Origin of the sequence: Tautonia plasticadhaerens (assembly GCF_007752535.1) — a bacterium.
In the GTDB taxonomy this organism is placed as follows: Bacteria; Planctomycetota; Planctomycetia; order Isosphaerales; family Isosphaeraceae; genus Tautonia; species Tautonia plasticadhaerens.
In genome coordinates, this window is sequence record NZ_CP036426.1 from 914,000 (window position 1) to 926,838 (window position 12,839).

Here is a 12,839-nt window from a genome sequence, read left to right on the forward strand (position 1 = left end):
GCCGTCCCCGCCGATTCTACCCGGAGACCTCGGCACCGTCGCTCGGGAAGACGAAGCCGTCCCGGTCGATCCGGGCCACTCGGCCCACGTCCTGCCAGCCCGGATGCCCGGCGACCAAGGCCTGGAGCCGCCCTTCGGCGTCCGGGGGCAGGGGCGTGCCATCTTCTTCGCCGACGACCCGGAGCGCCACCCCCGGCACCGACTGGCCGAACGACCCCTCCTTGTGGCCGATCTGGTGGATGATCCCCTGGTGGAAGTCGGCGGTCGAGGCGGCGAGGAGGCCGAGCGTCGGGTGTTCCAGCGAGGGGAGGGATCGGTCGATCGTCTCGAGGTCCCGTTCCCGGTCGGTCTCGGGTCGGGCCTCAAAGGCCCTCACGCCGGCCTCGAGGATCGCCCGGCGGGCACCCGGGGCGGTGACGGGGCGTTCGATCGGCGGGCCGAAGGAGACGACGACCGTCCGGCGCAGCCCCTTCGGCCACTTCCGGAAGAACCGGCCCCCGGAGTAGCTGAAGATGCTGCCCCAGAGGTTGTCCAGGTAGACCGGGACCACCGCCGCGTGCTCCCGGTTCGAGGCCATCACCTCGATCCCCCGGTAGAGCGGCCCGAGCAGGCCGTTCCGGGAGATCTGGGCCTCGGGGAAGATGGCAAGCACCTCGCCCCGGTCGAGCACCTCGTAGGCGGCCTTGAGCATGGCGCGCTGGGCCCTCGGGCCGCGATCGGGCACGGGGATCATCCCCGACCGCTGCGCCAGGGGGCCGATCACCGGGATCCCGAGATACGGGGCATAAACCAGGGCCCTCCCCCTCCTCGGCACCACGGCCGCCAGGATGAAGCCGTCGAGCCAGGAGACGTGATTGGAAATCAGCAGCACCGGGCCCGTCATCGGCAGATGCTCCCGCCCGATCACCTTCAGGCGGTACCTCGGCGAGAGCACGACCCGCACCGCACGCTGGATCGACTCGGGCCGCACCGCCGCCACCAGGAGCAGGAAGATCAGGGGGGACAGCGCGATCGCCGCCAGCCCCAGCAGGGCGAGGAGGCCCCAGCCCAGGATCTCAAGCCATTCCATCGCCGTCATCGGGGCGGTCCTTCGCGCTCGGGTCCGAATTCGAATCCAACTCCCGCGGCGCCAGCCGGCCCAGCGGCCCCGCGAGCAGCAGGGCCGGCACCGAGATCAGGCCCGCCGCGAGGAAGAGCGGCGGATACGAGCCCCCCAGCGCCACCAGGCCCCGGGCGAACAGGGATCCGCCGAGGATGTTCAGGTTCGTCACCGCCATGAACAGGGCGAAGGTCGAGGCCGCGAGCCTCGGGTCAGACGCCCCCATCGCCAGCGTCGCGAACAGCACGTCGTTCCAGCCGTTGGCCACGCCGAACAGGAAGCCGAGGGCCGTCGCCGAGGCCAGGTCCCCGGCGCCGACGAGGGCGTGGGCCGTCGTCGATCCGGCCAGCCCGACCAGCCCGCAGACGATCACCCCCCTGCGGCCGAGCATCGGCGTCGCCAGCGGCAGCAGGACCGCCCCGACCGCCCGGCCGCAGAGCCGGGCCGAGCCGAGGGCGCCCACCTCCGACTCGTCGAACCCGGTCGCGTGGTAGAAGAGGGGGAGGTTCGTCTCCACGCCCCAGCCCGGCATCGCGTAGAGCAGGCCGAAGGCGATCAGGGCCAGGCCGCCCGGCCGGACCAGGACCGACAGGGCCCGCCACTCGAATCGATCGCCGGTCCGCACGGTTCGCCGTTCCCGGAGGATCAACGCCATCGCCAGCGGGGGCAGCCCGAGCAGCGCGCAACCGATCAGGAGCCCTTCGCTCCTCCCCGGCCCGATGCCGGTCCGCTCGAGGATCCGGCCGAAGGCGAAGGTCAGCACGGTGGCCGCGAGGAACCGGGAGACCATCAAGACCGACTGCACCCGGGGCCGGTCGGCCTCCGGCGTCTCGTCGAGCACCATGCCGTCGCAACAGGTGTCGTACATCGCCAGGCCGAGCACCGTGACCAGCGCCACCGAGGCGAACGCGAGGACGTGGGCCCCGGGGTCGATCATCGCCAGGCCGACCAGCCCGAGGCACTGCAAGGCGATCCCCAGCGCGATGAACGGCCGGCGGTGCCCCATCCCCAGCAGGTCCACGCGGTCGGAGAGCGGCCCGAACAGGAACTTCAGGGCGAACGGCAGGATGATCGCGAAGGTCTGCACGTCATTGCTCGTCCCCTCGTCCAGCCCGGCGGCCTTCATGTAGAGGAGGTTGAAGTTCACCACGTAGGCGAACACCACGCCTTGAAGCGCGTAGACCGAGGCGAACAGGACGAGGTGCCTCCGGCCGACCCGATCCCGGAGCGACCCCCCGCCCGGCCCTCCCGGGCCCGGTCCCCCCCCCCTCATACCGTCCTCCCCTGCGGGGGCCCGGCCGCCTGGGGCAGGCGGCCGAGCCGGAGCCCCTCGGCGTAGAGCCGCTTGGCCTGTTCGGGAAGGTCGGAGGCCTCCGTCCGGGCGACCACCTCCTCGATCGGGTACTCCACCCGCTTCAGGAGGATCCGCCCGTCCTCGATCACCGCGTAGGCCGCCCTCGGGTCGCCGTCCCTCGGCTGGCCGACGCTCCCGGGGTTGAGAACCACCACCCCGTCGGCCACGAGGTTGAACTGCATGTGGGAGTGCCCCACGCAGACGATATCCGCCTCGATCCCGGCGACCCGACGGGCCCAGGTCTCCGGGTCCCTCATCAGGTATTCGTCGAGCGGGTCCCTCGGCGTGCCGTGGACCAGCAGGTATCGCTTGCCGTGCGCGGTCAGCCGCTGGGTCAGGGGGAGCCGCAGCAGATACCTCCGCTCGTCCACCCCGAGCTCGCTCCAGTGGCGTTGCCGGGTGAGGCCGGTCAGGTAGCGATAGCCGTGGCCGCCGCCGACCTCGATCCCCTGGGCGACGCCGTGGTCGTGGTTCCCCCGGATCGAGTGGTCGGCGTGCCGCATCGCCCACCGGACGCAGGGCAGGGGGTCGGGCCCGTAGTCGACCAGATCCCCGAGGCAGAGGCAGAGGTCGTGCGGCTCGTCGATCGCCGAGAGGGCGGCCCAGTTGGCGTGGATGTCCGAGACGACGAGGATCCTCACGCCAACCTCCTTGTCCCGGGCGGTCACCCGGACCCCGTCCGGGGCGTCGATCACGGCTCGCGAAGCCAGCGGTCCAGCCACAGTTGCAGGATCAAGAGCGTCCAGAGCGGCTTGCGATGGTCCCGCACCCCCCCCCGGTGCTCGGCCACCAGCCGGGACACCGCGTCGGGGCGCAAGAGCCCCTGGCTTCGGAGGCGATCCGGCTCCAGGAGGCGGCCGAGCAGGCCCGACAGCGGCCCGCGCAGCCACCGCGCGACCGGGATGCCGAACCCCTTCTTCGGCCTCCCGAGGATCGACGCCGGTAGCCTATCCGCGGCGGCCGCCCTGAGCAATCGTTTCCCCGTCCCCCTCGCGTACTTGTAGCGGGACGGCATCATCGCGACGAAATCGACCAGACCCGCGTCCAGGAACGGGGCCCGGACCTCCAGGCTCGTCGCCATGCTCGCGCGGTCGACCTTGGTCAGGATGTCCTCGGGGAGATAGGTGTCCTGATACAGCCGCAGCGACCGAGAGAGGCCGTCCAGCCCCGGGCCGATCGCCGACGCCCTCGCCAGGTGCTCGGCCTCCACGTCGATCGGCGGCGGCTCGGCCAGGAGGCCCGCCAGCTCCGGCCCGCTGAACGAGCCGATCCAGCGCTGGTGGGCGAGCGGCCCGGGCTCCGACGCCCCCCGGACGAACTGCTTGAGCTTGAAGTCGAGGCTGATGTTCCCGTGGTTGACCGGCAACCTGCCGACCGCCGCCCCGACCATCGCCCGCGCCGGCCCGGGCAGCGACCGGAACAGCCGGGCGGCCCGCTCGGCGGCGAACGTCGGGTAGCCGGCGAGCAGCTCGTCCGAGCCGTCCCCGCCGAGGCAGACCGTCACCTCCGACCGGGCGAACCGGCTGAGCAGGTGCGTCGGCAGGATCGAGGCGTCGCCGAACGGCTCGTCCAGCCAATCGACCACCCCGGGGAGGAGTTCCGGCACATCCGAGACGGCGAAGGTCCGCTCCCGGTGGTCGGTGCCGAGGTGCCGGGCGACCGCCCGGGCATGGCCGCTCTCGTCGAAGGTCGGGTCGTCGAAGCCGATCGAGAAGGTCCGGATCGACCCCGGCGGCTCCAGCTCCGCCAGGGCCGCCGCGACGCTCGACGAGTCGATCCCCCCCGACAGGAACACCCCGAGCGGCACGTCCGACCGGCGGTGCCGGGCCACCGACTCGCGGAACAGCCCCCAGAACCGGGCGGCCGCCTCGGGGAAGGGGGGGGCCTCGGCGTCGGGCAGGGGCGTCGGCGGCTCCCAGTAGCGTCGGACATCCGCCTCGCCCCGGTCGACCGACCATTGCAGCAGGTGCCCGGCCGGGAGCTTCGCCATCCCCCCCCAGATCGACCCCGGGGCGGGCACGTATTCGTAGAACAGGTACCGGGCCAGCCCGGCCGGGTCGAGCCGACGGGGCACGTCGGGGTGGGCCAGCAAGGCCTTCGGCTCGGAGCCGAAGACGAGTCCCCCCCGGGGAGTCACGGCGTAGAACAGCGGCTTCTGGCCCATCCGGTCCCGGGCCAGGACCAGGACCCGACGCCTCGAATCCCAGAGCGCCAGGGCGAACATGCCGTTGAGCCGCCGGACGAACTCGGGCCCCTCCTCCTCGTAGAGGTGGACCAGCGACTCGGTGTCGCAGCGGGTCCGGTAGCGATGCCCCCGGGATTCGAGCCCGGAACGCAGGTCGCGCTCGTTGTAGATCTCCCCGTTGTACGAGACCCAGACGGTCCCGTCCTCGTTGCCCATCGGCTGGGCGCCCGAGCCCGGGTCGATGATCGCCAGCAGCCGATGGCCCAGGCCGACGGGGCCGTCGACGAAGGCTCCCTCCCCGTCGGGGCCCCGGTGGGCGATGGGCCCGGTCATGCGGGCCAGCAGCGAGCGATCGGCCGCCTCGCCGTCGGGGTTGATGAAGCCGGCGATGCCGCACATGGGCAGGGCGAAATCCGGGGAGGATGATGGCCGGGCTCGGGTCGCTCGGCCGATCGGGCGTGCGAAGGGACCGACTCTTCACTGTAGCCCGGGGAAAGGGGCCGTCCAAGCGGAGGCCGGCTCAGGGCAGGATCCGGCGCCCGACGGCGGTGTTCAGGTCCAGGAGGCTGCGGCGACGTCGGACGAGTTGGTCCCGGTACTGGCGGAGCACGTCATTATACTCTCGGCGGATGGCGAGGAAGGCGATGGCGTCGATCTCGCCGCCCGCGAAGAGGCGTTGCGCGTCGTCGAGCACGCGGCGGGCGTCGGACATGACCTCGACCTGCAGCCGGGCGACGGTCCGGCCGGAGACGCGGAACTCGCGCTCGGCCTGCTCGATCTCGGCAATGATCTGGCGCTGGAGCGAGGCGAGCTCGACCCTGGTCTGCGTGACGTTGAGCTGGGCGCGGCGGACGTTCCCTTGGTTGCGGTTGAAGACGGGGACCGCGGCCGTCACTCCCAGGGCCCAGGAGGTGGCGCTTCGCCGATCGAACGCGGAATTGTCCTGGAACGTATACGGCTGGTAGAGGACGTAGATGTCCGAGAAGGCGTTGGCGCGGGCGAGGTCGACGTCGGCCCGGGCCCGGTCGATGCCTAGGCGATAGGCGAGCAGATCCGGCCGCGCCTCCAGCGCCAAGCGGATGAGTCCCTCGATCGGACCGGGCTCGGGGGCGTCGACGCGGAGACCCCCGCGGACTTCGAGTGTCGATGCCTCACCCGGGGGGATGTTCAGCAGCACGGCCAGGGTCCGGAGGGACTGATATTTCTGCTCCTCGGCGTCCTCCAGCGCGACGCGGGCGGCGGCGAGCTGGATGAGGACCCGGTCCAGCTCGGCCACGGTGGATTCGCCGCGGTCGACGAGATCCCGGGTCAGTGCGGCGGTCCGCTCCAGGCCCTCGAGGCCGGCCCGGGAGAAGCGGACGGCCTCTCGGGAGGCCAGGGCATCGACGAAGACAGTGTAGAGGTTGTCGATCTGGAGCCGGACGGCGTCCTGGAACTGGGCCTCCAGGACGCTCCTCGCGAGGCGGGCGACCCGGACGCGGGACCTCCGCTTGCCGGAGAGGTCGAGGGGCAGCGAGACGTTGACATCGTATTGGGTCGGGCCGCCGGGGCGGTCCGCCGAGTAGCCGCCGTAGGGGACGAGCTGGGTGTCGGCGTAGAAAATCGGGTTGGCCCGGAGCCCGGCGGTGAGGGTGTCGGCGTCGGCCTGGGGGAGTTCGTAGTACGAGGCAAGCAGATCGAGGTTAGCGGCGACGAGCCGTTCGATCGCCGCGTCGAGCGTCAGGCCTCCGGGGGACCCTCCGTCCTCGGAGCCGGGGAGGCCGAGCGCCCCGGACGGCGGGGAGATGGCGGTCGGGAGCTGCTCCGGGGAGGCGATGCCCTGCTCGAGTCGGGTCGGGTAGCCGAGCCCGGGCACCGAGACGGTCGAGGGGACGCGGGGGACGGACGGGCCGGGCCGCCCGGAGACGGGGAAGCCGGCCTCGCCGGGGGTCGGCTGAGGTCGACCCGGCTGGCCGGGGGCCAGGCCCAGCCGAGACCGTTCGCCGCCGATCGGGGGGGGCTGCACCGAGTCGATCTGGGGGCCCTGGCCGACGGCCGGAACCGCCCACGCCGCGAGGATGATCCCGAGCAGCGTGATGGCCGTTCGCATCGGTATGAGGGCCCCCTTGGGGTAATGACGAGGCCGAGACGCTCGCGCGATCCGGCCAATCGTGTTTATCGGCAAAGGCCCGATGAAAGGTGAGCGTCGGGGTCCGTCGGCCCTACGGCCCGAGAATTCCGATCGTCGTCCTCTGACCGGGGCGGCGGTCTCCATAAGATGGAACCGAAGGGGGGCGAGCGTCCGGCTCGACTTCGAATCCTCGATCGCCGACAAGCCGAATCGACGACGCCTCCCCGGGGTGCCTGGGCCCATGATCCGAGCCGTCATCGCGTGGAGCCTGCACAACCGGCTCATCGTCCTGCTGGGGGTCCTGGCCCTGATCGCGGCCGGGGTGCACTCGGCGCTTAACCTCAACGTCGAGGCCTATCCCGACCCGACCCCGCCGCTGGTCGAGGTGATCACGCAGCTCCCCGGGGCCAGCCCCGAGGAGATGGAGCGTCTGGTGGGCATCCCGTTGGAGACGGCCCTCAACGGGATGCCGGGCCTGGTCGACCTGCGGAGCACCTCGATCTCGGGCCTCAACGACATCAAATGCCAGTTCTCTTACGGGACCGAGTACCGGCCGGCCCGCCAGGAGGTCATCAACCGACTGGGCATAATCGACGGGCTTCCGCCGGGGGCCTCGCCGCGGCTCTCCCCCTGGAGCCCGACCGGGGAAATCGTCCGCTACACCCTGGAGGGCCCCGCTTACACGACCAACCAGCTCAAGGCGCTGCAGGACTGGACGCTGAACCGCCAGCTCAAGCAGGTGCCCGGGGTGATCGACGTGACCGGCTTCGGCGGGACGGTGAAGCAGTATCAGGTGCTCATCGATCCCCGCCTGATGCGGCAATACGGCGTGACCATGCGGCAGGTCGAGCAGGCGATCGCCGGCTCGAACGCCAATGTCGGCGGGGATCTGCTCAGCCTCGGCAGTCAGTCGCACAACGTCCGGGCGCTGGGGCTGCTCGGGGGCGGGGTCGACTCGCTCGATACGGCCGAGGTCGGCCGGGCGGTGCTGATCGAGGCGGATACGCTCCGAGATATCGCCGATGTGGTCCTCGCCACGCAACCCGACGGCACGCCGCTGTTCGTCCGGCAGGTCGCCCGCGTGATCATCGGCCACAAGCCGAGGCTCGGGGTGGTCGGCCGGGAGGAGCGGGACGACGTGGTCGAGGGGATCGTCCTGATGCGCAAGGGGGAACAGGCGCTGCCGGTGACCCGGGCCGTCCTGGCGAAGTTCGACGAGATCGAGTCGTCGGGCATCTTACCCCCCGATGTCCACATCCGCGTCTTCAACCGGCGGACCGACCTGGTCTCGGTGACGACCGAGAATGTGCTGCATAACCTGCTGGTCGGGATGGCCCTGGTGATCGTGGTGCTGTTCGTCTTCCTCGGCGACCTGACCAGCGCGGGGATCGTGGCGGCGACGATCCCGCTGGCCCTGCTGTTCGCGATCTCGGCCATCTACTGGCGGGGTGCCTCGGCCAACTTGCTTTCGATCGGCGCGGTGGATTTCGGGATCATCGTGGATAGCTCGGTGATCATCGTCGAGAACATCTACCGGCATGTCGCCGGGCACGACGCCGACCGCCGCCTCCCCGTCATCGATCGGATTAGGCACCAGAAAGAAGCTACGTCTTCCGTGGCCTGCCTCGCTTACGAGGGATCTTCACGAACCACTTCTCAAGCGACGGCAGGCGGATCACCTCGGCCTCCAACGCCTCCATCTCCTCGGGCTTCAGCCTGACCCCCTTGGCGTAGGTCGTCTCCACCAGGCTGACCACCGGGTGCTTCCGCTTCCAGGTCATCGATCGGGCGAATCCCAACACCGCCTCCACCGAGTCCAGCAGCGACCCGTTCCAGTGCATCTCCAGCACGCCCCAGCACCGCTCGATCGGGTTGTACTTGCTGTGGTACGGCGGGTAGTACGCCAACTGCACCACCAGGCGATACTTGCGGGCGAAGGCCACGATCCGCTTGAGGAACTGGCTCCGCCGGCTGTGGTTCTCCGGGCCGTTGTCCAGGTTGATCACCAGCGTCTTGACCCGCAGGAACCGCAGGCGGACGCCCTCCCACCATTGCTCCAGGCGATCGGCGATGAAGTCGCTGGTGACCTTCGACCGGGCCATGTACAGCCACAGGTCGTCGTGCTCGGGCAGGAAGATGCCGAAGGGGGTCAGCGTCGCCACGGGCTTGAAGTCGTGATCCGCCGCCTTCGTGCCGGTCCGGCTCCGGCCCCGCCGTGAGAAGGGGCCGACATGCACCGTCGCCTTGGCGTCGATCGAGAGCCGCAGGGTGCCCCTGGCCCGATCCGCCTCGGGGTTGACCGCCTTCAGTTGATCGAAGATGGCATCGGTCTGCGGGACTCTTTTTGGGGGCGGCACTTGGCCACCCTGGAGAGGCGATAGCCCAGCAGGTTCAGCTTGGTGTTGATGGTCTGCTGGGTGGGCAACTCCTCGTCGGTGTAGCCCTTCGTGGCGATCAACTGGCGTCGGACCTCGGCGGCACTGATCCGGGTGAAGAGCCCCTTGGTCTGGAACTTGGGGTCGGCCTGGCTCTGCCCGTCGGCGATGCTGCGGATGTCATCGAGGAGTCGGGGCAAGTGCTCCTCGGCGGGCTTGCGACGGCGGGCCGAGAAGGCGTCCACGCAGGTCATGCCCGAGCGGAGTTCGTGCGTGCCCTTGCGGATGGTCTCCCGGCACCAGCCGAGATGCTCCTGGGCCCAGCGTTGTCCACCCCGCCCCATCGCTGCGACGGTCTTGGCCATGAAGACTCGCTTCGGACTGCCCTTGAGGGCCTTGGCGGCATCGATGAGGACGGGGATCATCTCGGGGCTGGGCCGCATCTGCGTATCTCCTTGATCTCCTGGTGCGAAGGTCTCAGGATACGGAAGAGTTTTGTCCTTTCAATCCCCTTATCCGGGCGTCGGACGAGATCCAGCGCCCGCTCTTCTTCTCGACGTCCATCATCATATGCGCCTTCATCCCGCTCTTCGCGATGACCGGCCCGGCGGGGGCGCTCTTCGGGCCGATGGCCAACACGTATGCCTTCGCCATCGGCGGGGCGCTGCTGCTGGCGCTGACGCTGGCGCCGGTGCTCTGCTCCTTCCTCTTCCGCCCGGCGATGAGCGAAAAGGAGACGCTGGTCAACCGCCTGATGACGCGGAGCTACCTGAGGGAAGTCGGGCACGTGCTCGACCACCGCTTCGCCTTCCTCTCGGTGATGGGGGGGCTGCTGATCGGGTCGGGGGTGATGATGACGACGCTCGGCGGCGAGTTCATGCCCGAGCTGGAGGAGGGGAACCTCTGGATCCGGGCGAAGCTGCCGGCGACCATCTCCCGGGAGGAGGCGGCCCGGCTGGCCCCCCGCCTCCGCGCGGTGATCGCCGAGTCTCCGGAGGTCCGCGGGGTGATGTCCCACGTCGGCCGGCCCGACGACGGCACCGACGTGACCGGCTTCTCGAACCTGGAATTCAACGTGCCGCTGCGGCCGATGGCCGAGTGGCGGCCGGGCATGACCCGTTCCCGCCTCCAGGACGAGCTGCTGGCCCGATTCGAGGCATTCCCCGGGGTCGACTTCAGCTTCTCGCAACTGATCCGGGACAACGTCCAGGAGGCCCTCTCCGGGGTGAAGGGGGCCAACTCGGTGAAGATCTACGGCACCGACCTGGCGAAACTGGAACAGGCCGCCGAGCGGATCGTCGAGGTGCTCGGCAGGGTACCCGGGGTGCGCAGTCCCGGCCTCTTCCCGGTCGTCGGCCAGCCGAACCTGGAGATCCGCATCGACCGCCGGGCCTGCGCCCGCTACGGGATCAACGTGGCCGACGTGGAGGAGGTGGTGGCCGTGGCCATCGGCGGCCGGGCCTTCACGCAGGTCGTCGAGGGGGAGAAGCTCTTCGACATCGTCCTTCGCCTGCCCGAAGACCGCCGCTCCGACCCGTCGGCAATCGCGCGGATCCCGGTCGATGTGCCGCTGCCGGGGGGGAAGCAGGGGCGGATCCCGCTCGGCCAGCTCGTCGAGATCCGGCCGCACCAGCCGGGGGCCTCGGCGATCTATCGCGAGAACAACCGGCGGTTCGCGCCGATCAAGTTCAGCGTCGCCGGCCGGGACCTGGCCTCGACGATCGCCGAGGCCCAGCGGAAGGTCGAGGCCGCCGGGATCGTCCCGGAGGGCTACCGCCTGGAGTGGTCCGGCGAGTTCGCCCAGATGCAGGAGGCCAACGCCCGGCTGAGGTGGATCGTTCCGCTGTCGATCGCGCTGATCCTGATCCTGCTATTCACGGCGTTCAACTCGCTCGTCTATGCCCTGCTGGTGATGGTCAACGTGCTGGCCGCGACGATGGGGGGGATCTGGGCCCTGAAGCTGACGGGGACGCCGTTCTCGATCTCGGCGGCGGTCGGCTTCATCTCGGTCTTCGGCGTGGCCGTGCAGGATGGAGTGCTGATGATCACCTACTTCAATCAGATGAGGGGGGAGGGGATACCGGTGCGTGAGGCGATCCTCCGGGGGGCCGAGCTGCGGGTCCGGCCGGTGGTGATGACCTCGCTGACGGCGATCCTCGGCCTGCTGCCGGCGGCGCTGGCCACGTCGATCGGCTCGCAGGCCCAGAAGCCGCTGGCGATCGTGGTCGTCGGCGGCATGCTCGTGACGCTGCTGCTGACGCGATACCTGATGCCGGTGCTCTACAGCTTCGTGCCCGCGCCGGCCCCTGACGGCGCCCCCCCCGTCCCGGCCCCCATCGACTCCCAGGAAAGCTGATCCTCCCATGCTCCGCAAGCTACTCGTCCCCGCGTTCCTCCTGGCCATCGTCGTGACGGTGATGACGCTGGAGGGCTGGACCGCGCCACTGATCGCCGTCGTCCGGAATCGGCTGGTTGGCCACCAGGTGCCGCTCGGCCCGGGGGCCCTCTCCCCCGCGACCGGCGACTCGGCCGATGCGGTCCCCGCCGACGGTCGCGTGCGGATCGATGGACACGAGGCCCTCGCCCTGGGGCTGGCGACCGCGGTGGTGGAGCCGCTGGAGGAGCCGATCCCCCTGGAATTGACCGGCACGACCGCCTACGACCCCGACTCGATGACCCGCATCCGGCCCCGCTTCGACACCCTGGTCCGCGAGGTCTTCGTCCGGCTCGGCCAGGAAGTCGAGCAGGGGGAACCGCTCGTCGAGCTGTACAGCGCCGCACTGGCCGAGGCGAAGACCAACGCCCAGACCGCCCGGGTGGAATGGGACTATCGACGGGGGATCCGGGACAAGCGGGCGCCGCTGGCCGAGTCGGGGGCGATCTCCCAGCAGCTCTGGGCGGAGACGCAGGACCAGGAACTCAGTGCCCGGCTGGCCGACATGATCGCCCGGGACAAGCTGCTCATCTACGGCGTGACCGAGGAGCAGATCGATCGGCCCGATCGGGAAGGCGGCGCCGACAAGGCCCGAATGACCATGACCTGCCCGACCGACGGCGTGGTCATTGCCCGGAATGTGGTGCCGGGAAACCTGTACGGGCCCGAAGACGAGCTGCTGGCGATCGCCCCGCTGGATCACCTCTGGGTCTGGGCCGACGTGTACGAGCGGGATCTTCCGGTGATCCGGATCGGCCTGGATTGGGAGGTCCGCTTTCCGTTCCTTGACGAGGCGGTCAAGGGGCGCGTCGAGTACATCGCCGACGAGGTCGATCCGTCCAGCAGGGCCGTCCGGATCCGGGGCGTCTTACCCAATCCCGACCGACGCTTCAAGGCCGACATGCTGGTGCGGACGGTGATCGCCATCCCCCCCGGCGCCGGCCGGGTGGCGATCCCCCGCGAGGCGATGATCAGCATCGACGGCGGCGACTTCGCCTTCGTCCGGGTCGGGACCGCCCCCGAAACCTTCGAGCGCCATCCGATCCGGGTCGAGCGGGAGACGGCCGACCGCGTGATCCTCGAAGGCGGGCTGGAGGCCGGAGCGGTCGTGGCGACCCGGGGCGTCCTGCTGCTGGAGGAGCGCTTCGAGGATCTCCGCCTGTCCGCCGGCCAGCCGGCCGCGCGTTGAATTCGGTCGGGTCGGCGCATACGCTTGCTCTATCGCGAATTCGGGCCCGGTGCGCGCCGACGGCCCGTGGTGCCGGACGCCTGGAGACGCCCG

General features: G+C 70.3%; 9 protein-coding genes. 3 read left to right on the plus strand and 6 right to left on the minus strand.

Annotated features, from left to right (window positions below):
- Nucleotides 1–16: 16 nt before the first annotated feature.
- From ElP_RS03435 to ElP_RS03455, 5 genes are all read right to left on the minus strand, one after another.
- Nucleotides 17–1,069 (minus strand): 1-acyl-sn-glycerol-3-phosphate acyltransferase, encoded by a 1,053-nt coding sequence (locus ElP_RS03435; RefSeq protein WP_197446683.1) that lies wholly within the window; start codon nt 1,067–1,069, stop codon nt 17–19.
- Nucleotides 1,056–2,372, minus strand: a complete 1,317-nt coding sequence (locus ElP_RS03440; protein ID WP_145267262.1) for an MFS transporter — start codon at nt 2,370–2,372, stop codon at nt 1,056–1,058. Before ElP_RS03440 ends, ElP_RS03435 begins: the two co-directional genes overlap by 14 nt.
- Nucleotides 2,369–3,148: a metallophosphoesterase family protein gene (locus tag ElP_RS03445; protein WP_231749453.1), complete on the minus strand. Its 780-nt coding sequence runs from the start codon at nt 3,146–3,148 to the stop codon at nt 2,369–2,371. Before ElP_RS03445 ends, ElP_RS03440 begins: the two co-directional genes overlap by 4 nt.
- Nucleotides 3,145–5,037 carry an asparagine synthase (glutamine-hydrolyzing) gene (gene asnB, locus ElP_RS03450; protein WP_145267264.1) on the minus strand — a complete coding sequence of 631 codons (1,893 nt, stop codon included), beginning with the start codon at nt 5,035–5,037 and terminating at the stop codon, nt 3,145–3,147. The genes ElP_RS03445 and asnB overlap by 4 nt, the downstream gene beginning before the upstream one ends.
- Before the next feature lie 121 nt (nt 5,038–5,158).
- Entirely contained in the window at nt 5,159–6,727 is a 1,569-nt protein-coding gene (locus ElP_RS03455; RefSeq protein ID WP_145267266.1) for a TolC family protein, read from the minus strand.
- 262 nt (nt 6,728–6,989) lie between these two features.
- On the opposite strand from ElP_RS03455, the gene ElP_RS03460 reads away from it, so the two are divergent.
- Nucleotides 6,990–8,468 carry an efflux RND transporter permease subunit gene (locus ElP_RS03460; protein WP_145267268.1) on the plus strand — a complete coding sequence of 493 codons (1,479 nt, stop codon included), beginning with the start codon at nt 6,990–6,992 and terminating at the stop codon, nt 8,466–8,468.
- Here ElP_RS03460 and ElP_RS41030 read toward each other — a convergent pair.
- A protein-coding gene (locus ElP_RS41030) for an ISAzo13 family transposase (protein WP_390834704.1) occupies nt 8,353–9,566 on the minus strand; the annotation gives its coding sequence in 2 pieces (ribosomal slippage) (nt 8,353–9,089 and nt 9,089–9,566; 1,215 coding nt in all). The genes ElP_RS03460 and ElP_RS41030 overlap by 116 nt on opposite strands.
- Nucleotides 9,567–9,589: 23 nt before the next feature.
- On the opposite strand from ElP_RS41030, the gene ElP_RS03470 reads away from it, so the two are divergent.
- A complete protein-coding gene (locus tag ElP_RS03470) occupies nt 9,590–11,479 on the plus strand; it encodes an efflux RND transporter permease subunit (protein WP_231749454.1) in 1,890 nt (629 codons plus the stop codon).
- A 7-nt stretch (nt 11,480–11,486) separates the two neighbouring features.
- Nucleotides 11,487–12,746: an efflux RND transporter periplasmic adaptor subunit gene (locus ElP_RS03475; RefSeq protein WP_145267272.1), complete on the plus strand. Its 1,260-nt coding sequence runs from the start codon at nt 11,487–11,489 to the stop codon at nt 12,744–12,746.
- Nucleotides 12,747–12,839: the final 93 nt, after the last annotated feature.